This is a genomic window from Geobacillus stearothermophilus ATCC 12980 (genome assembly GCF_030369615.1).
Taxonomy (GTDB): Bacteria; Bacillota; Bacilli; order Bacillales; family Anoxybacillaceae; genus Geobacillus; species Geobacillus stearothermophilus.
Map to the genome: position 1 here is coordinate 675181 of NZ_CP128494.1, position 19144 is coordinate 694324.

At 51.5% G+C, this 19144-nt stretch carries 19 protein-coding genes and 1 other annotated feature; of the genes, 14 read left to right on the forward strand and 5 right to left on the reverse strand.

Going from position 1 to position 19144, the window contains the following annotated elements; genetic code table 11:
• Positions 1 to 23: 23 nt before the first annotated feature.
• The 4 genes from fabF to QSJ10_RS03660 all read left to right on the forward strand — a co-directional run bounded on the left by fabF (position 24) and on the right by QSJ10_RS03660 (position 3379).
• Positions 24 to 1262 carry a beta-ketoacyl-ACP synthase II gene (gene fabF / locus QSJ10_RS03645; protein ID WP_033015624.1) on the forward strand — a complete coding sequence of 413 codons (1239 nt, stop codon included), beginning with the start codon at positions 24 to 26 and terminating at the stop codon, positions 1260 to 1262.
• A gap of 144 nt (positions 1263 to 1406) precedes the next feature.
• Positions 1407 to 2210 carry a DUF2268 domain-containing putative Zn-dependent protease gene (locus QSJ10_RS03650; protein ID WP_049624650.1) on the forward strand — a complete coding sequence of 268 codons (804 nt, stop codon included), beginning with the start codon at positions 1407 to 1409 and terminating at the stop codon, positions 2208 to 2210.
• A gap of 136 nt (positions 2211 to 2346) precedes the next feature.
• Positions 2347 to 2553: a YuzI family membrane protein gene (locus QSJ10_RS03655; protein WP_033015628.1), complete on the forward strand. Its 207-nt coding sequence runs from the start codon at positions 2347 to 2349 to the stop codon at positions 2551 to 2553.
• Between the two features lie 85 nt (positions 2554 to 2638).
• Positions 2639 to 3379, forward strand: a complete 741-nt coding sequence (locus QSJ10_RS03660; RefSeq protein WP_049624649.1) for a YjbA family protein — start codon at positions 2639 to 2641, stop codon at positions 3377 to 3379.
• A gap of 61 nt (positions 3380 to 3440) precedes the next feature.
• Here QSJ10_RS03660 and trpS read toward each other — a convergent pair whose 3' ends face one another.
• Positions 3441 to 4427 (reverse strand): tryptophan--tRNA ligase, encoded by a 987-nt coding sequence (trpS, locus tag QSJ10_RS03665; RefSeq protein WP_033015631.1) that lies wholly within the window; start codon positions 4425 to 4427, stop codon positions 3441 to 3443.
• A gap of 50 nt (positions 4428 to 4477) precedes the next feature.
• Positions 4478 to 4711, reverse strand: a binding site (T-box leader).
• Between the two features lie 50 nt (positions 4712 to 4761).
• Entirely contained in the window at positions 4762 to 5136 is a 375-nt protein-coding gene (locus QSJ10_RS03670) for a DUF3899 domain-containing protein (RefSeq protein WP_053532173.1), read from the reverse strand.
• Positions 5137 to 5557: 421 nt separating this feature from the next.
• On the opposite strand from QSJ10_RS03670, the gene QSJ10_RS03675 reads away from it, so the two are divergent.
• The 5 genes from QSJ10_RS03675 (at position 5558) to QSJ10_RS03695 (ending at position 11293) form a co-directional block, all read left to right on the forward strand.
• Positions 5558 to 7210, forward strand: a complete 1653-nt coding sequence (locus tag QSJ10_RS03675; RefSeq protein ID WP_053532174.1) for a peptide ABC transporter substrate-binding protein — start codon at positions 5558 to 5560, stop codon at positions 7208 to 7210.
• Between the two features lie 123 nt (positions 7211 to 7333).
• Positions 7334 to 8263: an oligopeptide ABC transporter permease gene (gene opp3b / locus QSJ10_RS03680; RefSeq protein WP_011230313.1), complete on the forward strand. Its 930-nt coding sequence runs from the start codon at positions 7334 to 7336 to the stop codon at positions 8261 to 8263.
• Positions 8260 to 9282 carry an oligopeptide ABC transporter permease gene (gene opp3C, locus QSJ10_RS03685; RefSeq protein WP_033015639.1) on the forward strand — a complete coding sequence of 341 codons (1023 nt, stop codon included), beginning with the start codon at positions 8260 to 8262 and terminating at the stop codon, positions 9280 to 9282. The genes opp3b and opp3C overlap by 4 nt, the downstream gene beginning before the upstream one ends.
• Positions 9283 to 9303: 21 nt before the next feature.
• A complete protein-coding gene (locus tag QSJ10_RS03690; protein ID WP_049624938.1) occupies positions 9304 to 10365 on the forward strand; it encodes an ABC transporter ATP-binding protein in 1062 nt (353 codons plus the stop codon).
• Positions 10358 to 11293 (forward strand): ABC transporter ATP-binding protein, encoded by a 936-nt coding sequence (locus QSJ10_RS03695; RefSeq protein WP_033015644.1) that lies wholly within the window; start codon positions 10358 to 10360, stop codon positions 11291 to 11293. The genes QSJ10_RS03690 and QSJ10_RS03695 overlap by 8 nt, the downstream gene beginning before the upstream one ends.
• A gap of 87 nt (positions 11294 to 11380) precedes the next feature.
• Here QSJ10_RS03695 and QSJ10_RS03700 read toward each other — a convergent pair whose 3' ends face one another.
• Positions 11381 to 11563 (reverse strand): hypothetical protein, encoded by a 183-nt coding sequence (locus QSJ10_RS03700; protein ID WP_011230317.1) that lies wholly within the window; start codon positions 11561 to 11563, stop codon positions 11381 to 11383.
• A gap of 302 nt (positions 11564 to 11865) precedes the next feature.
• Here QSJ10_RS03700 and spxA point away from each other — a divergent pair, with 302 nt between their 5' ends.
• Positions 11866 to 12264: a transcriptional regulator SpxA gene (spxA, locus tag QSJ10_RS03705; RefSeq protein ID WP_011230318.1), complete on the forward strand. Its 399-nt coding sequence runs from the start codon at positions 11866 to 11868 to the stop codon at positions 12262 to 12264.
• Positions 12265 to 12314: 50 nt separating this feature from the next.
• On the opposite strand, the gene QSJ10_RS03710 is transcribed toward spxA, so the two are convergent.
• Positions 12315 to 12974 (reverse strand): TerC family protein, encoded by a 660-nt coding sequence (locus tag QSJ10_RS03710; RefSeq protein ID WP_033015645.1) that lies wholly within the window; start codon positions 12972 to 12974, stop codon positions 12315 to 12317.
• Positions 12975 to 13184: 210 nt separating this feature from the next.
• Here QSJ10_RS03710 and mecA point away from each other — a divergent pair, with 210 nt between their 5' ends.
• The 4 genes from mecA to pepF all read left to right on the forward strand — a co-directional run bounded on the left by mecA (position 13185) and on the right by pepF (position 18811).
• Positions 13185 to 13865: an adaptor protein MecA gene (gene mecA, locus QSJ10_RS03715; RefSeq protein ID WP_033015647.1), complete on the forward strand. Its 681-nt coding sequence runs from the start codon at positions 13185 to 13187 to the stop codon at positions 13863 to 13865.
• A 96-nt stretch (positions 13866 to 13961) separates the two neighbouring features.
• The gene (gene cls, locus QSJ10_RS03720; RefSeq protein ID WP_049626046.1) at positions 13962 to 15470 is read left to right on the forward strand and encodes a cardiolipin synthase; all 1509 of its coding nucleotides are present in this window, start codon (positions 13962 to 13964) and stop codon (positions 15468 to 15470) included.
• Between the two features lie 189 nt (positions 15471 to 15659).
• Positions 15660 to 16988, forward strand: a complete 1329-nt coding sequence (locus QSJ10_RS03725) for a competence protein CoiA (protein WP_033015650.1) — start codon at positions 15660 to 15662, stop codon at positions 16986 to 16988.
• The gene (pepF, locus tag QSJ10_RS03730; RefSeq protein WP_033015653.1) at positions 16988 to 18811 is read left to right on the forward strand and encodes an oligoendopeptidase F; all 1824 of its coding nucleotides are present in this window, start codon (positions 16988 to 16990) and stop codon (positions 18809 to 18811) included. Before QSJ10_RS03725 ends, pepF begins: the two co-directional genes overlap by 1 nt.
• A 13-nt stretch (positions 18812 to 18824) precedes the next feature.
• On the opposite strand, the gene QSJ10_RS03735 is transcribed toward pepF, so the two are convergent.
• The gene (locus tag QSJ10_RS03735) at positions 18825 to 19022 is read right to left on the reverse strand and encodes a hypothetical protein (RefSeq protein ID WP_011230324.1); all 198 of its coding nucleotides are present in this window, start codon (positions 19020 to 19022) and stop codon (positions 18825 to 18827) included.
• Positions 19023 to 19144: the final 122 nt, after the last annotated feature.

Consider the following 19144-nt stretch of genomic DNA (forward strand, 5'->3'; position numbering starts at 1 on the left):
TAAAAAAAGGAGAGACGGAAACGATGGAAAAAAGACGAGTCGTCGTGACAGGCATAGGCGCCGTCACCCCGCTTGGGAATGACGCAGAAACGACGTGGAAAAACATCATCGCCGGCCAGTCCGGCATCGACATTGTCACCCGCGTCAATCCGGACGACTTTCCGGCAAAAGTGGCGGCGGAAGTGAAAGACTTCGATCCGTCGCTGTTTATCGACCGCCGCGAGGCGCGGAAGATGGACCGATTTACCCAATTCGCCGTCGCTGCGGCGCTTATGGCGGTCAAAGATGCCAATCTCAACATTCATGAAAGCAACGCTGAACGGGTCGGTGTTTGGATTGGTTCTGGCATCGGCGGTATGGAGACGTTTGAACAGCAGTTTGAGATTTTCCAGCAGCGCGGTTATCGCCGAGTGAGCCCGTTTTTCGTGCCAATGATGATCCCGGATATGGCCGCTGGGCAAGTATCGATCATCCTTGGAGCGAAAGGGATCAATTCGTGCACGGTGACCGCTTGCGCGACCGGGGCGAACTCGATCGGTGATGCGTTTAAAGTCATTCAGCGCGGCGACGCCGATGTCATGATCACCGGCGGGACGGAAGCGCCGATTACGAAAATGTCGTTCGCCGGTTTTTGCGCCAATACGGCTCTCTCAACCAATCCAGATCCAAAAACGGCGAGCCGCCCATTTGACAAAAACCGCGACGGTTTCGTCATGGGTGAGGGAGCAGGAATCGTTGTTTTGGAGGAATTGGAGCACGCGCTGCGCCGCGGCGCGAAGATTTACGCCGAAATTGTCGGTTACGGCGCGACCGCCGATGCGTACCATATCACCGCGCCGGCGCCGGGCGGCGAAGGCGGCGTGCGGGCGATGCGCCAGGCGCTTCAAGACGCCGGCTTGAAGCCGGAGGACATTGATTACATCAACGCCCACGGCACGAGCACCGAGTACAATGATAAGTATGAGACGGAGGCGATCAAAGAAGTATTCGGCGATCATGCCTATAAGCTCGCCGTCAGCTCGACGAAGTCGATGACTGGGCATTTGCTCGGGGCGACCGGCGCGGTGGAAGCGATTTTCTCCGTGCTGGCGATCCGCGACGGCATCATTCCGCCGACGATCAACTACGAAACACCGGATCCGGAATGCGACCTCGACTATGTGCCGAATGAAGCGCGCAAGCAAGACGTGCGTGTGGTCTTAAGCAACTCATTTGGATTTGGCGGCCATAATGCGACATTGATTTTTAAAAAATATGTGTAATGGATGAAAAGGAGAGCCTTGGTTGAGCAGAGCTGAAAACGCGTGACTAACGGCGGGTTCGGTTCAGCGTCAGGCTCTCTTTTTTGTTTTGTTTCACCGTCTTTTCCCTGCCGACATAACGTAAGAGAAAAGGAGGGAAAAGCGATGGGATTGCTTCCAACCGATCGATGGCTGGAAGAGGATGAGGGGGACCCGCTCCTGTTGTGCGGGAGGTTGAGTTCGTTTTTTAAAGGAGCGTCGGCGCGTGAGATTTACAGCTATTTACGGCTGTATGGCATGTACCGAAGCACTCGACAGGCCGAGCGGCTTTTGCCGGAGATGAAAGAGCGCCGTCTTTGGGAACGTCTTGGCCGTTTGTATGAACGGCAACGGGGGATATGGAAGGGGCCAGACGTTCCGGTATGTTTGCTGCCGGCCGATGACGAAAACTGGAAGCTTGTGCGCGAATTCCAAGGAAAAGGCGGGGTGGCGTTTGCTGATAAATTGTTTTTCTTCTTGCTGCCGGATCATGGCGACGAGGAGATCGCCGCGTTGGTGGCGCATGAATACAACCATGTATGCCGTCTCAAGCAGTTGCCGAACGAAGGCGAAGATGCGACGTTGCTGGATGCCGTCGTGATGGAAGGATTGGCGGAGCATGCCGTCACCGAGACAGTCGGCGTCAAGCAGTGTGCGGGATGGACGAAGTATTACACCGATCGGGAGATGGAACGGTTTTGGCGGCGTTATATTGTCCCGAACCAACATTTGCCCGTTTCGCATCCGCATACTTCCCGCATTTTGTACGGGCTTGGATGGCATCCGAAAATGGGGGGCTATGCCGTTGGGTATGCCATCATCCGTCGTTGCCTAGAAAGAGGCTATTCGCTCGCCCAATTGATGAAGATGGAAGCGAAAGACATCGCGGAGTTGGCGGGCTTTTCAGGCAAACAGCAAGGAGCGTCTTAGCTCGAAACCGCATGGCGGACGCCGCTGTCCGGTTATCACAAGAATCTTAGGGGCATCGGGCGCAAACAGGCATGTTGTCCATGGCGCCGACATATATGTAGAACAAGGACGTGGACAAGAAGGAAGGGAAAGCCCGGTGGTCCGCCTGTTTTTTTATTTGGTCGGTTTCGGTTTTTCAGTCGTCGGCGGCATGATGGTGATCGCCTATTTGAACATCATCACTCCAGAGCGTGGTTTTTACGAATACTTATCTTATATTTCGACAAGGGTGGAATGTTATTTATTCCCTATTGGCCTTCTTTTGATGTGGGGGAGCTTGACGTTTCCAAGCCGCAGCCCCTAGAGGGGAAAAGAGGACGAAATGGAATAAAATTCCCACCCTCTGCCTATACTGATGGACAAACACGTCTGGAAGTGAGGGGTCTCGCATGCTTTATCTGCACGACATTTGGGTCAACTGGTTTGAAGGAGAAGAGAACGGATACAACGTCTGTCATTTCCATGAATGGCGCAAGGACGATCAAATCGAGCTGCTCGACCAAGTGCCGCTGTTAAAAGTATCCCCGGCCCTGTTTCATTACATTGAAAACAGCTTGTCCGATCTTCCAAAACCGCTGCTAGACGATGTACATCAGAAGGCGTATGTCCGCAAAAACCATGAACGCATTCAGCTGGACTATTGTTTCGTTGTCACGGACGGCGCCGGCGTTTTGGCTGTCGATACAATCGGTTATCAAATCCCGATTCGCAAAAGCCGTCTCATTCCGCGTCAGGAACAACTCGTCTACGAAGTGGCGGCCGAAGCGGAGGAACGGGACTATCCGCTGCCGAGGTATGAAAAAGAATACCACATTTTATCGCCGGCTCCGGAACTGATGTGCGGACTCACGCGCAAAGAGCGGCAGTTGAAACAGCTGTTGTTTATGGCGCTTGACCAGCTTTATTCGACAAAAAATACTGCCCAGATGCGCTATTGGTATACGGAATGGGCGCCGGAAAAATACGCCGCTATTCAAAAAATGTCTTTTGATGAAGCGTGGGAACAATTGTATAACGAGACGAAATACGGGTGGTCCGAACGGCATGAGCAGCTGTGCGAAAACTTGATCAAAGGGCAGCCATTTTTCGAAAAACTGTGGGAAATGGAGCAAGAACCAAAAGTCAATTAAAAAACGGGCCAAGGCGATAGGCGCCTGCCCGTTTTTGTATGGCTTCGCTGGATGCGGCTATTTACCGCCGCCGCCCGAGCCCCATGGCTTGCTCCATTTTGCGCACCATTTCCGATGCAACCCGATTTGCTTTTTCCGCCCCTTCATCCAACACGCGGTCAAGCTCCTCGCTTTCCATCCAATGGTGATACCGCTCTTGAATCGGTCGAAGCGTTTCGATGACGACTTGAGCGAGGTCTGCTTTGAAGACGCCGTATCCTTTTCCTTCGTATTGCCGCTCCAACTCCTCGATCGATTGACCGGATAGGGTCGAATAAATATTGAGCAAGTTCGAAATGCCTGGCTTCGCTTCTTTGTCGTAGCGAATCGTTCCTTCCGAGTCGGTGACCGCGCTTTTGATCTTCTTCTCGATCGTTTTCGCATCGTCAAGCAGTGTGATGTACGCTTTCGGGTTGGGGTCGGATTTGCTCATTTTTTTCGTCGGGTCGACAAGCGACATGATGCGGGCGCCGACTTTCGGAATGCGCGCCTCAGGGATCGTAAACAGCTCGCCATACCGTTTGTTGAAGCGCTCGGCCAGATCCCGCGTCAATTCGATATGCTGCTTTTGGTCTTCGCCGACCGGGACGATGTCGGTGTTATAAAGCAAAATGTCAGCGGCCATCAGCGGCGGGTACGTGAGCAGCCCGGCGCTGACCGCCTCTTTGCCGGCCGATTTTTCTTTAAATTGCGTCATCCGCTCAAGTTCGCCGATATAAACGATGCACTGCAGCATCCAAGCGGCTTGAGCGTGCGCCGGCACTTCTGACTGGATGAACAACGTCGCTTGCGTCGGGTCGATGCCGACGGCCAAATACAAAGCGGCGAGGCGGCGGATGTTTTGCCGCAGTTCGTGTGGGTCTTGCCAAACGGTAATGGCGTGTTGGTCAACGATGCAAAAATAGCAGTTGTATTCATGCTGCAGCTCGACAAACTGCCGCAGCGCCCCAATATAGTTGCCAATGGTGATGACGCCGCTTGGCTGAATGCCGGAAAAAATGGTTTTCATCGATCTTCACTCCCTCAAGCCAAAAATAAAAAAGGCCCTGCCAGCCCTCTGATAGGGACGGTAGGACCGCGGTGCCACCCTATTTATTGCGTCAAGAAGCGCAATCGCTCAGCCCATGCTTTGCGCATGGCCCCCTGTAACGCGGGGAACGTCCTCGCCTACTGCGTCGCCGGTTCGGCGGGAAGCTCGAAAGCCCATTCCATATGGCTAGCCGCTTGTTCGCACCTTCCACAAGCTCTCTGAAGGCATCGCCAATATGTACTCTTCTTTCTCATCGCTCGGTTGATCCTAGATTTGCCTTATATTATACGGAAAACATTCAGCTGTTGCAACCTTATTGCACGGCATATCCGGCGGCAATCATCGCGAAAAACAGAAGCAGACCAGAAAAGAGAAGCGGATACGTGATGGCGAAACGCCGCGGACCGAGCAGCTCATCCGATTCATGTTCTGCTGCCGCTTCCTCAAGATACCGCTCCACCCTCGCGCTGCTTCTGCGCAATCGGCGAAACCCGTATGCGAATCCGTTGAAAAACCCGCGTTCATAAACAAACAAAAGCCCGCCGAGCGACAGAGGCAAAAGGGAGAGCAAAAACGAAACGTTAATAAAGGCCACCGTACTCCATGCTCCTTGCCCTATTACGATGAGTGCGCTTGCCGCCAGCATCGCAACGACGAGCCATCCAGTCCGCACAACCGTTTGTTTCATATCGTCTGTTCCCGCCTTTCCCTTCTCACTGCTTATTTTATCATAAATCATGTGGGCGGGAAGATTGTCAAAATTATTAACAAAATTATATCAAAAAATATAGAATAACCTGGAAGTTCAGGATAGATTTGCTTCGAAGCTGAAAGGAAGGGCAAAAAAATCATATTGTAATCGTTTTCTTTTTTCTGTAGGCAGAAATTTTTTGTTTACAATGGTGGCAAAAGTCGTTACAATGCAGGTGTAAATGCAATCCGATCCTCTCCCGTTTGTAAGTAGTTTGAATTTTTTTATTTTAAGGAAATAAAAAATCCTTTTCAAATATACTATCACAGGATATAATAAGCGATGTAAGTACAATCTTCTGAAATCAAACGGTTCAGAAGATTTGTAATACACTACATAAACCTAAGGGGGGTTTTTAGTGAAGAAGCGATTTTCTTTCTTCCTCGTCCTGCTTCTCGCGCTGTCAACGTTCCTCGCGGCTTGCGGCGGGGGCAAGGACAACGACAACGCCCAAGGCGGCCAGGGCGGCGAAAAGCCGGCGGAGAAAAAGGAGCAGGTGCTGAACTTGCTTGATTCCTCAGAAATTCCGACGCTTGATTCGGCGATGGCCACCGACCAAGTATCGTTTATCGTGCTGAACAACGTCATGGAAGGTCTGTACCGTTTAGGCAAAGACAACAAACCGGTGCCAGGGATCGCGGAAAGCTATGAAGTGAGCCAAGACGGCAAAACGTATACGTTCAAGCTTCGCCAAGATGCGAAGTGGTCGAACGGCGATCCGGTGACGGCGCACGATTTCGAATTCGCCTGGAAGCGCGTGCTTGATCCGAAGACGAAATCGGAATATGCGTACATTATGTACGACATTAAAAACGCGGAAGAAGCCAACACAGGCAAGGTGCCGCTTGACCAAGTCGGCGTCAAAGCCCTTGATGACTACACCCTTAAAGTCGAGCTGAAAAACCCGGCTCCGTATTTCGTCGGCTTGACGGCGTTTGGCACGTTCATGCCGCAAAACGAAAAATTTGTGAAAGCGCAAGGCGACAAATACGGTCTCGAAGCTAATACGACGCTTTACAATGGCCCATTCGTGTTGAGCGAGTGGAAGCATGAACAAGGTTGGGTATATACGAAAAACCCGAACTACTGGGACAAAGACAACGTCAAGCTGGAAAAAGTCAATGTGAAAGTCGTGAAAGACACGGCGACAGCCGTCAACTTGTATGAAACAAAACAAACGGACCGCGTCGGCTTGACGGCGGAGTTCGTGGATAAGTACAAAAACGACAAAAACTTCCATACGAAATTGGATCCGTCGATCTTCTGGCTGCGCATGAACACGAAAAAAGAACCGTTGAACAACGTCAACGCCCGCAAAGCGATTGCGATGGCCATCGACACGCAAGCGATGGTCGATACGCTCTTGAACAACGGTTCGATTCCGGCGAAGTTCACCGTTCCGAAAGACTTCGTCACCGGTCCGGATGGCAAAGACTTCCGCGATGTGAATGGCGATTTGGTCAATTACAATCCGGATGAAGCGAAAAAATTGTGGGAGCAAGCGAAAAAAGAGCTGGGCAAAGACAAATTTACGCTTGAATTGCTGAACTTTGACACCGACAACGCGAAGAAAATCGGCGAGTATGTGAAAGCGCAGCTTGAACAAAACTTGCCGGGCTTGACGATCAACATTAAGCAACAACCGTTTGCACAAAAACTGAAGCTCGAAAGCAACATGCAATATGATTTGTCGTTCTCCGGCTGGGGTCCGGACTATCAAGACCCAATGACGTTCCTGCAGCTTTGGACGTCGACAAGCCCGCACAACCAAACAGGCTGGTCGAATGCTGAGTACGACAAGCTGATCAAAGACGCGCAAACGACGCTTGCCAACGATCAGCAAGCTCGTTGGGATGCGATGCTGAAAGCAGAAAAAATCGTCTTTGAAGGAATGCCGATCGCTCCGCTGTACCAACGCGGCGCTGCCTATTTGCAACGCGAGTATGTCAAAGACTTCGTCACGCATACATTCGGCGCCGACTACAGCTTGAAATGGGCGTATGTCGAGTAATCCGTTGTTCTCTTGAAAATGCGGAGGAGAGTATATGCCTAGGCATATACTCTCCTTTTGCCTGTCAAGGCGAAAAATGTCGAAAAACAACGAAGATTATAGAAAAGCAGAGGAGGTGCGGTCATGGCGCGGTATACGCTTCAGCGGTTCGTTTATATGATCATCACGTTGTTTATCATTGCGACGTTGACGTTCTTTTTAATGAAGCTGTTGCCTGGTTCGCCGCTTCAGAACCAAGAGAAATTAACGCCGGAACAGAAGGCGCTTATTTTAAAAGAGTACGGATTGGATAAGCCCGTGCCGGTTCAATACATTCAATATTTAGGGAATTTGCTGAAAGGAGACTTGGGGGTATCGTTCCAATATGACAACCGCCCCGTGACAGAGCTCATCAGCGATCGAATCGGCCCGTCGGCCCAGCTCGGGTTTCAGGCGATTGTGTTTGGGACGATCGTCGGGTTGATTCTCGGAATTGTCGCGGCGATTCGACATAATCATTGGGAAGATTACACTGCTACGGTCATTGCGGTGTTGGGCGCCTCGATTCCGTCGTTTGTGTTAGGGGGGTTTTTGCAATATTTTATCGCTGTGAAACTGCAATGGCTTCCGGTCGCTTTTTGGGAAGGCTTCAAATATACGATTCTCCCGACATTGGCGCTGTCTGTCGGGGTCATCGCTAGCATCGCCCGTTTTATGCGCACAGAAATGCTGGAAGTGTTAAGCTCTGACTACATTTTGACGGCTCGGGCGAAAGGGATCAGCCAGGCGGGGGTTATCATCAAGCACGCCATCCGCAACTCGCTTATCCCCGTCATTACCATTTTAGGACCGATGACCGTCAATTTAATGACGGGAACGCTTGTCATTGAGAAACTGTTTGCTGTCCCTGGTCTTGGGGAACAGTTTGTCCGTTCGATTGAACTGAACGATTACCCGGTTATTATGGGAACGACGTTGTTTTATTCCGCCTTGTTGATTTTGGCAGTATTCATCGTTGATGTGTTGTACGGGGTTGTCGACCCACGCATCCGGTTAGCGGGAGGGAAAAAATGATGGCGAAACAACAATACGAACAACTGTCACCGGAATGGTTTCAGCCCGCCCCGCCGAACGTTGGTGAGCAGGAAAAAATCAATCGTCCAAGCTTGACGTTTTGGCAGGATGCTTGGCTTCGCCTTCGGGAAAACAAGGCAGCGATCGTCGGGCTCGTGATGATTATCATCTTGGCGCTCATGGCGATCATCGCCCCGATGGCGAGCGACCGGACGTATAAAGATCAAAACTTGCGGCATGCGAAACTTCCACCGAAAATCCCGGTGCTTGAACATATTCATTGGCTTCCGTTTGACGGCCGGGATGCGAACGGCGTTGATGTGTATAAACAGCGCGGCGTGAAAGAGTACTATTGGTTTGGCACGGATGACTTAGGACGCGACTTGTGGGTGAGGACGTGGTATGGCACGCGTATCTCCCTTTACATTGGTTTGCTGGCGGCGTTGATCGACTTATTGATCGGGATTGCGTACGGCGGCATTTCCGGCTACTATGGCGGCCGCGTCGACAATGTGATGCAGCGGATCATCGAAATTTTAAACGGCATCCCGTATTTAATTATGGTCATTTTGTTCATTTTGATTTTTGAGCCTGGAATCATTTCCATCACGCTGGCGATGGTCATTACCGGTTGGACGACGATGGCGCGGATCGTGCGCGGACAAGTGTTGAAATTAAAGAACATGGAATACGTGCTGGCGGCAAGGACGCTCGGAGCGCCGACATCACGGATTATTTTCAAACATTTGATCCCGAACGTCATCGGCCCGATCATTATTACGACGATGTTCACGATTCCATCGGCCATCTTCACTGAGGCGTTTTTGAGCTTTATCGGCCTTGGCATCCGTCCGCCGGAAGCGTCGCTTGGCTCGCTTGTCAATGACGGATACAAATCGATCCAAACATATCCGCATTTAATGATTATTCCGGCCGTTGTCATCAGCTTGCTCATTTTAAGCTTCAACTTGGTGGCAGACGGAATTCGCGATGCACTCGACCCGAAAATGCGCAAATAACCGACGGAAGGGGTGAAACCGATGGAGAAAATTTTGCAGGTGAACGATTTGCATATTTCCTTTGACATCCACGCCGGTGAAGTGCAGGCGGTTCGCGGCGTCACGTTCGACTTGTATAAGGGAGAAACGCTGGCGATCGTCGGCGAGTCAGGGTCTGGGAAATCAGTGACTTCAAAAGCGTTGATGCGCCTGTTGCCGACGCCGCCGAGCCGAATCAAGCAAGGGGAAATTTTATTTGAAGGAAAAGACTTGACCAAGCTGTCGGAGAAAGACATGCAATCGATCCGCGGGGCGAAAATTTCAATGATTTTCCAAGATCCGATGACGTCGCTCAACCCGACGATGACGATCGGAAAGCAAATTATGGAAGCAATTTTAAAACATCAAAAGCTGTCGAAAGAGGAAGCGCGCAAACGGGCGATTGAACTATTGCAGCTGGTCGGCATTAAAAACGCCGAGCTGCGCATGAAGCAATACCCGCACCAATTTTCCGGCGGAATGCGCCAGCGTGTTGTCATCGCCATCGCCTTGGCGTGCAATCCGAAAATTTTGATCGCTGATGAACCGACGACCGCGCTGGATGTGACGATTCAGGCGCAAATTTTGGAGTTGATGAAAGACATTCAGAAAAAGCTCGGCATGTCGATTATTTTCATCACCCATGATTTAGGGGTTGTCGCCAACATGGCCGACCGAGTGGCGGTGATGTATGCCGGGAAAATCGTGGAGATCGGCACGGTGGATGAAATTTTTTACAATCCGAAACATCCGTACACCTGGGGATTGCTCGCCTCGATGCCGAGCCTTGATCATAAAGATACGGAGCTGTATTCGATCCCGGGCTCGCCGCCGGATTTGTTAAATCCGCCAAAAGGCGATGCGTTTGCGCCGCGCAATCCGTATGCGCTCAAAATCGACTATGAGCTCGAGCCGCCGATGTTCCAAGTGTCTGATACGCACTATGCGGCGACATGGCTGTTGCATGAAAAGGCACCGAAAGTGGAACCGCCGGCGATCGTGCGCGAACGGATGAAACGGTTTGCTGACATCGTCGCCCGGAAAGGAGGGAAGCCGCGTGGCTAAGCAAAAGCTGCTTGAAGTGAAAAACTTAAAACAATACTTCCCGGCCGGCCGCGGCGAGGTGGTGAAAGCGGTCGACGGCGTCACGTTTGACATTTATAAAGGAGAAACGTTCGGCCTTGTCGGCGAGTCGGGCTGCGGCAAGTCGACAACGGGGCGGACGATCATTCGGCTGTATGAGGCGACAGACGGAGAAGTACTGTTTAACGGCGTTAACGTACACGGCAAAAAATCAAAAAAAGAGCTGAAAGAGTTAAACCGAAAAATGCAAATGATTTTCCAAGATCCGTATGCGTCGTTGAATCCGCGGATGACGGTCGCCGACATTATCGCTGAGGGTATTGACATCCACGGATTGGCGAAAACGAAAGAGGAGCGGATGCAGCGCGTCTATGAGCTGCTTGAGACGGTCGGGTTGAACCGCGAGCATGCGAGCCGCTATCCGCATGAGTTTTCCGGCGGGCAACGCCAGCGGATCGGCATCGCCCGGGCGCTCGCCGTCGAACCGGAATTCATCATCGCCGATGAGCCGATCTCGGCGCTGGACGTTTCCATTCAGGCGCAAGTCGTCAACTTGCTGAAGCGCCTGCAGCGTGAAAAAGGGTTGACGTACTTGTTTATTGCCCATGACTTGTCGATGGTCAAATACATCAGCGACCGGATCGGCGTGATGTATTTCGGGAAAATGGTCGAGCTCGCTGAATCGGAAGAGCTGTACCGCAATCCGATCCACCCATACACGAAGGCGCTCTTGTCGGCCATTCCGCTTCCTGATCCGGAAACGGAGCGGACGCGCAAGCGGATCGTTTACGATCCGGCGCAACATGGCTACAAAGATGGAGAGGAACTTGAATTCCGCGAAATTACGCCTGGCCATTTTGTGCTTTGTTCGGAGGAAGAGTATAAGCGGTATCGGGCGATGTATGCCTAGCCGAATCGAAAAAAGCGCCGCTCTTTCACCGCTGCATGATGCGAACGGTGAAAGAGCGGCGCCCACCTATGCGCCTGTTTTGGTGCGTTATTTTTTTCCCCCGACGACTTTCCATCCTTGTTGGATGCGGCGGGAGGCCTCGACATGCTTTCCACTTTTGTTTCGGCCGAACATCCGCTCTCCGATCGTGTTGCTGATGTTCCCCATCAATGCGGTGAGGACGACGATCAATGCCGAAGCAATGGCAAAGTCGATGAAATAGCCGGCCATCGGTTCTTCCTCCCTTTTCCTTTTCTACTTTGATTGTAGAGGATTTGCCTTCACTTTGGAAGAGGAAAGAAAGAAAATTGCATTTATCATCGAAAAACTATATCTTTCTTGGCCGATGTATTGTATAATATATTATGTTAAAGTCATTTCAATTTGCAAACGATTGGCAAAGCGGCTGATCGCTAGACTGGCGTCCAGGCCGTGTCGCTATGCTGTCAGACGTCAAACCGTCATAGCGGTGCACGTCTGTCGTCTGACGGACGAGGGAAGCAAGGGATTCCTTGTCAAAAGGAGTGATCGAAGTGGTCAAGCTATACACATCACCGAGCTGCACGTCATGCCGGAAGGCGAAGGCGTGGCTCGAGAAGCACAATATTCCTTATGTAGAACGCAATATTTTCTCTGAACCGCTCACGGTTGAAGAGATTAAAGAAATTTTGCGGATGACGGAAACGGGAACGGACGAAATCATTTCGACCCGTTCGAAAGTGTTCCAAAAGTTGAACATTAACTTGGAAGCTTTGCCGCTGCAAGATTTGTACGAGCTGATTCAGAAAAACCCAGGCATTTTGCGCCGGCCGATCATCATTGATGAAAAGCGGCTGCAAGTCGGTTATAACGAAGATGAAATCCGCCGCTTTCTGCCGCGCAAAGTGCGGGCGTATCAGCTTCGTGAAGCGCAGCGGCTGGTGAACGGGTAATAAAAAAACTTCTACATGGTCTGCCATGTAGAAGTTTTTTATCATTTGCTTTATGTGGCGCGCGACCGGCGGTGGGCCGCCAAGCCGAGCAAAACGGCAAGAATGGCCGTTAAGACCGGAAACAACGCCTCCCAGCGCGGGTCGTAAAACGGACGTAGCCGCTCTTCGGCAGTGATCATGTTTCCGGCTGTGTATGCCAAAAGGGCGCCGCCGGCATAAATCAGAAACGAAAACCGTTCCATGGCATAAAGGATGATTTTGCTGCCTAAAATGATGATAGGAACAGAAAAAAGAAAGCCAAAGATGACAAGCCCCATATGGCCTTGGGATGCTCCGGCGATGGCGATGACGTTGTCCATGCCCATAACGACATCGGCGGTGACGATCGTCTGGACGGCTTTCCAAAGCGACGGTTCGGCTTTAATGGCGGCATGTTTTTCGTCTTTTTGCCCCATGAGCTTCAAGGCGATCCAAAACAGGAGGAGGCCGCCAGCTAGCTGCAGAAACGGGATGGTCAACAGCCATACGACCGCTGCGGTCAGCAAAATGCGGACGGCGATCGCCAGCGCCGTGCCGAGGACAATGGCGATGTTCCGCTTTTGTTCCGGCAAGTTGCGGCTCGCTAACGCAATGACAACCGCATTGTCCCCGCCAAGAATGACATCAATGCCGATAATCAGCAAGATAGAAACGATGTATTCATCCACCATAGGCGTCCCTCATTCCGTTCGTGTTCATCATCATTATAGTAGGGCATGGCCGGTTTCATAACCAATTTTTTAAAATGCGTTTTTTTATTTTCCTTCTTTCGCTTTTTATCATAAAATAAAAGTACAAGATCATAAGTTTTGATTTAAATAGTTTCAGGGGCACAATCCCTTCCTTTTTTACTTCTCTGTTTTAGAAGGGAGAGTTGAGAAATGGAAATCGAACGCATCAATGAACATACGGTGAAGTTCTACATTTCCTATGTTGATATAGAGGAGCGCGGCTTTGACCGCGAGGAAATTTGGTACAATCGGGAACGAAGCGAAGAATTATTTTGGGAAATGATGGATGAAGTTCACGGGGAAAGCGATTTTTCGCTCGATGGCCCGCTTTGGATCCAAGTGCAGGCGCTCGAAAAAGGTCTTGAAGTCGTCGTGACGAAAGCGCAGTTGTCCAAAGACGGAAGCAAGCTCGAGCTGCCGCTTCCAGAAGAGAAATGGCGCGAGTTTTCGTTGTCAGCTGGTGAAAAGGTGGAATCGCTGTTCGGCCACCATTTCCACTTTGGTCAAAACGGGGACGCCGAGGAGAGAGAAGAGCAAGATGTCCTTCAATTCATCCTTTCGTTCAAGGATATCGAGGATGTCATTTCCTTGGCCCATCGCGCTGACTTCTCTCGGTTGTCGAATCGCCTGTTCCAATTTGAAGGCCGCTATTACTTGTTCGTGGAGTTTGACGAGCGCTACACCGAGCAGGAAGTGGACAATATGCTCAGCCTTCTGTTGGAATACGGAAGAGATTCCCAGCTGACGATTTATCGACTTGAAGAATACGGGACTGAAATTATGGGCGACAATGCACTTGAAACGATCAAAACGTATTTTCCAGCCTTATAATGTTTCCATTCCGCCGATTTCGCCGCCAGAAATCGGCGTTTTCTACGTTAGCGGAAGAAAAACGGCCATCATGAAGAGCCGGGTGGAGGGGTTTTGTTGCGAAACACATCTAGAGTGGCGATTCTCGTCGTCATTGTCGGCGCGTTGCTGGCATTGACGAACGGGTTTTGGGAAGGGAAGCTGCTTGGTCTTTTCAGCGTATTGATGTCTTGTTCCGTCATCTTTATTGCGCTGGTCATTTCTCTTGAGAATCGAAAGCCGGCGCACACGATCGCTTGGCTGGCGGTGCTGGGGAGCTTTCCGATTGTCGGCTTTTTGTTTTATTTATTGTTCGGACGCAACTATTGGCAACAACGGCGCTATAAAAAGAAAGCCGATTTTGATGAGGCGGTGCTGCTCAAGTTTCAAGAGCCGTCGCCGATTGCCGTCGAACGGCTGCCGATGGCGCCCCATCAGCGTCCGCTTTTGCGCCTTGCTTATCGCATCGGCCAGCATCCGGTTTCGCTTGCTTCGCAGACGGCGGTGTTGACGAACGGAGAGGAGACATTTTCTTCTATTTTTGCTGAACTGGAAAAAGCGGAACACCATATTCATTTAGAATATTATATTGTCCGTCATGATGAAATCGGCCAACAGTTGAAGCGCGTCTTGATGGAAAAAGCGCGTCAAGGTGTGCGCGTCCGTTTTTTGTATGATGCTGTCGGCAGCTGGAAGCTGTCGAACGATTATATCGAAGAGCTGCGCGCTGCCGGGGTTGAGATGATCCCGTTTTCGCCGGTGCGCCTGCCGTTTTTAAGCAACCAAATCAACTTCCGCAACCACCGGAAAATCATCGTCATTGACGGGAGTGTTGGCTTTGTCGGCGGGCTGAATATTGGCGACGAGTATTTAGGAAAAAACGAGTATTTCGGATTTTGGCGCGACACGCATTTGTTGATCCGGGGCGAAGCAGTCCGGACGTTGCAGCTTATTTTTTTGCAAGATTGGTATTATATGACGGGAGAGCGGCTGCTGACGCCGGACTACTTGTCGCCGCCTCGCATTGTAGAAGAAGGGCAAGGCGGCGTCCAGCTCATCGCCGGCGGTCCGGATCAAAAGTGGGAGGTCATTAAGCAGCTGTATTTTGCTATGATCACAGCAGCGAAACGGTCGATTTGGGTGGCTTCGCCGTATTTTGTGCCGGATGAAGACATTTTGACGGCGCTGAAAGTGGCAGCGCTAAGCGGCATTGATGTGCGGTTGCTTGCGCCGAAGCGGCCGGACAAAAAAATCGTTTTTTACGCTTCGCGCTCGTATTTTCCCGAGCTGCTCGAGGCAGGGGTAAAAATTTATGAGTATGAACGCGGGTTTTTGCACAGCAAAGTCATCGTCGTCGATGGCGAGCTCGCCTCGATCGGCACGGCGAACATGGATATGCGCAGTTTCCATTTAAACTTTGAAGTGAACGCCTTTTTGTATTATACCGACAGCATTCATAAACTCGTCCGCGACTTTTTGGAAGATTTTCGCCACGCTTCCATGATCGACTACGAACAGTTTCAACAGCGCCCGTTCCGGGTGCGTATCGCTGAATCGGTCTCCCGGCTGTTGTCGCCTCTGTTGTAACCAACCGCTTGTAAACGCCAGTCCGCCGAATCGGCGGACTTTTTTCGACGCAGTTTGGCTTTGGGCAGGAAAACCGGCGATGGTCAACGAATAAAAGGGAAGAACCGAACGGTGAAGGGGGGGCAGCAGAGAACAATTCCAGCTGTTCCCGCTCACGGACAACTATTTTTTACTGGAAAGGAAGTGATCATGTTGTTTGTCGCTCTCGCCGCTGATGGTAGGACGGTTTCGCTTGCCGGGGCGGAAAGATGGGAACGAGAGGGGCTGATGCGCCTGAAACGACAGGAACCGTTTTTTTGTCCCGCGTGCCGTCAAGAAGTGGTGCTCCGGTCGGGCCGCTACCGTTTGCCGCATTTCGCCCATCGAAAAGGGGCGGCCTGCCCGGTCGAGCACGAACCGGAGTCGGAGCGTCACTTAACTGGGAAGCGAGACTTATTCGCGTGGCTCATTCGCCAAGGCATGGAGGCGAAGCTCGAGCCGTATTTGCCCGCCATCAAGCAGCGTCCTGACGTATTGTTCCGCCATGGCCCACACCTTTATGCCCTCGAATACCAATGTTCCACGATCGATGAATCGCTGTTTCGCGAACGCAATGACGGCTACCGTCTCCTTGGCATCCGCCCGTTGTGGGTGTTAGGAGCCCATCATTTGCGGCGTTCGCCAAAATATTCGGGGGAAGTGCAACTCTCCCGGTTTCAATGGTTGTTTGCCCATCGCGCTCCACATTCAGTCGTTCCACATATATGGTACTACAGTCCAGAGACGAAACGCTTCATCCGTCTTTTTCGCCCGTTGCCGCTATCGGTGCAGCGAACATTGGCCGTGGTCGATTCAATTCCGCTTTCGTCGTTTTCGTTCCCCGATTGGATGGCCCCCTGCCCGCTGCCGCTTCCATCCGAGTTTTGGGAGCGATGGCTCGAACGAAAAAAACAATGGCGGCGGACGTTTCCGCTTTATCCGAACCAAACCGTGCGCCGCATTTGTGCTGATTTTTACCAGGCGGGCATCGTTCCGTCACTGTTTCCGACCGAAGCAGGCTGGCCAGTGCCGCGGGGGTATTTATGGGAGACGGCGCCGTTCATTTGGCAAACGTATGTCCTTTTGTTTCTTCTTGGAAAGACCGGACGGCCGGCAACGGCAGTATCTTTATTTCAGTGGCTCGATGACAAAATCCGCACCGGCCGCCTTGTTCCGCGCCGGCTGCCGCTTGTCGGCCGGGATACGTATCGTGAGGCCGTCGGCGAGTATTTGCATTGGTTGAGCCTGCTCGGCTATCTCCGCCGCGAAGAGGGCGACCAGCTTCATTTGGTGAAGCCGCTGTCGTTTCCGTCGACCGTCGATCAGATGATTCATCAAGATGCTGCGCTTCTTGAGCAAATTCACCAAACGTCGGCGCTTAGCTGCTATTGGTCAACACTTGAGTTCGGGAGAGTGGAAAAAATGAGCAGAAAACAGGAAAAGATGAACGGAATGGTGAATAATAATTCGTGTATCGATTATTTGGATAAGGAGGAATGATGACGGTGGAGGAAAAGAAAGCGAAAAAGTCGCTGCCGCTGCGAAGCGAGATTCCCGTGGAAGAAACGTGGCGGCTTGAGGACATTTTTCCTACCGATGACGCCTGGGAAGAAGAATTCAAACAAGTGAAGGCACTGATTCCAAAGCTTGGCGAATACAAAGGGCGGCTTGGCGAATCGCCGGAAGTGCTGTATGAAGCATTGCAATACCAAGATGACGTATCGATGCGCCTCGGCAAGCTGTATACATACGCCCATATGCGCTATGATCAAGATACGACTAACTCGTTTTACCAAGGGCTCGACGCCCGGGCGAAAAGCTTGTACAGCGAAGCATCGAGCGCGATGGCGTTTATCGTGCCGGAAATTTTGGCGATCGATGAAGCGGTGCTGCGCTCGTTTTTGGAACAATACGAGCCGCTTCGCTTGTATGCGCACGCGTTAGACGAAATTACGCGCCAGCGCCCGCACGTGCTGTCGGCGGAAGAGGAGGCGATCTTGGCGCAGGCGGCCGAGGTGATGCAGGCGACATCCGACACGTTCAGCGCGTTGAACAACGCTGATTTGACGTTTCCGACGATCATCGATGAAAACGGTGAGGAAGTCGAAGTCACGCACGGCCGGTTCATTCGCTTTTTAGAAAGCACGGACCGCCGTGTCCGCCGCGATGCGTTCCATGCGGTGTACCATACGTACGAAAAGTTTCAAAACACGTTTGCCAGCACGCTTGCCGGAACGGTGAAAAAACATAACTTTTTTGCCCGCGTCCGCCGTTATGAATCGGCGCGCCAAGCGGCGCTCGATGCCAACAACATCCCGGAGAGCGTGTACGACAACTTGATTGCCACGGTTCATGAACATTTGCCGCTTTTGCATCGCTATGTGCGGCTGCGCAAACAAGTGTTGGGGCTTGACGAGCTCCATATGTATGACTTGTACACGCCGCTTGTGCAAGATGTGAAAATGGACGTGACGTACGAGGAAGCGAAGCAATATATGCTTGACGGGCTGGCGCCGCTCGGCGAGGAGTATGTAGCGATCGTCAAAGAAGGGCTTGACAACCGTTGGGTCGATGTGCGCGAGAACAAAGGGAAGCGGAGCGGTGCGTATTCGTCGGGAGCGTATGGCACCCATCCGTACATTTTGCTCAATTGGCAGGACAACGTTCACAACTTGTTTACGCTCGTCCATGAGTTTGGCCACTCGGTCCATAGCTACTATACGCGCAAAACGCAGCCGTATCCGTACGCCCATTATTCGATTTTCGTCGCTGAAGTGGCGTCAACGTGCAATGAAGCGCTCTTGAACGATCACTTGCTGAAAACGATTGATGATGAGAAGAAACGGTTGTACTTGTTGAACCATTATCTTGAGGGATTCCGCGGCACTGTCTTTCGGCAGACGATGTTTGCGGAATTCGAGCATCTGATCCACCTGAAGGCGCAACAGGGCGAAGCGTTAACGGCTGAGACGCTCACCTCGCTTTATTATGATTTAAACAAAAAGTATTTTGGCGATGAGATTGTGGTCGACCAAGAAATCGGCTTGGAATGGTCGCGCATTCCGCATTTTTATTACAACTATTATGTGTACCAATATGCGACCGGCTTCAGCGCGGCAACAGCGCTCAGCAAACAAATCTTAGAGGAAGGCGAACCGGCGGTGAAACGGTACATTGACTTTTTAAAAGCCGGCAGCTCGGACTACCCAATCGAAGTGCTGAAAAAAGCCGGCGTTGATATGACGAGCGCCGAGCCGATCCGCCAAGCGTGCCAAGTGTTTGCGGAGAAGCTTGATGAGATGGAGCAGCTGCTTGAGAAATGAAACGAATGCGGCGCTACAGCCGCATTCGTTTGGACGGAAATCCACGAAACTGATGGCGGCGGTTCCATGTTGCCGCCAATCCAAGCAAGGAGAGAAACAAAAGCGGCATGGTCGCCCAAAGCGGAAGGAGCTGCATGAGGCCCAACAAGTTCAGAATAAAGGCGGCAGTGGATGCCGCCGCCCAAAGGGATAAGACGATGCGCTGCTTCATGGCGATGGCCCCCTCTTCCCATTTGCTTTAGTTGATGGCTCTTCACCACAACATGTACTTGACAAGCAATACGGTTTCCTGCACAAAGATGTGCAAAAATCACTGATTTGTTGATTTTCCCT

Coding starts and splice junctions, on each gene's coding strand:
- trpS (WP_033015631.1), bottom strand. CDS start 4,427: ATGAAAACCATTTTTTCCGGCATTCAGCCAAGCGGCGTCATCACCATT.
- QSJ10_RS03710 (WP_033015645.1), bottom strand. CDS start 12,974: ATGGTGGATGAATACATCGTTTCTATCTTGCTGATTATCGGCATTGAT.
- QSJ10_RS03725 (WP_033015650.1), top strand. CDS start 15,660: ATGTTGTTTGTCGCTCTCGCCGCTGATGGTAGGACGGTTTCGCTTGCC.
- pepF (WP_033015653.1), top strand. CDS start 16,988: ATGACGGTGGAGGAAAAGAAAGCGAAAAAGTCGCTGCCGCTGCGAAGC.
- mecA (WP_033015647.1), top strand. CDS start 13,185: ATGGAAATCGAACGCATCAATGAACATACGGTGAAGTTCTACATTTCC.
- QSJ10_RS03700 (WP_011230317.1), bottom strand. CDS start 11,563: ATGGCCGGCTATTTCATCGACTTTGCCATTGCTTCGGCATTGATCGTC.
- fabF (WP_033015624.1), top strand. CDS start 24: ATGGAAAAAAGACGAGTCGTCGTGACAGGCATAGGCGCCGTCACCCCG.
- QSJ10_RS03735 (WP_011230324.1), bottom strand. CDS start 19,022: ATGAAGCAGCGCATCGTCTTATCCCTTTGGGCGGCGGCATCCACTGCC.
- opp3C (WP_033015639.1), top strand. CDS start 8,260: ATGATGGCGAAACAACAATACGAACAACTGTCACCGGAATGGTTTCAG.
- QSJ10_RS03670 (WP_053532173.1), bottom strand. CDS start 5,136: ATGAAACAAACGGTTGTGCGGACTGGATGGCTCGTCGTTGCGATGCTG.
- QSJ10_RS03690 (WP_049624938.1), top strand. CDS start 9,304: ATGGAGAAAATTTTGCAGGTGAACGATTTGCATATTTCCTTTGACATC.
- QSJ10_RS03660 (WP_049624649.1), top strand. CDS start 2,639: ATGCTTTATCTGCACGACATTTGGGTCAACTGGTTTGAAGGAGAAGAG.
- opp3b (WP_011230313.1), top strand. CDS start 7,334: ATGGCGCGGTATACGCTTCAGCGGTTCGTTTATATGATCATCACGTTG.
- QSJ10_RS03650 (WP_049624650.1), top strand. CDS start 1,407: ATGGGATTGCTTCCAACCGATCGATGGCTGGAAGAGGATGAGGGGGAC.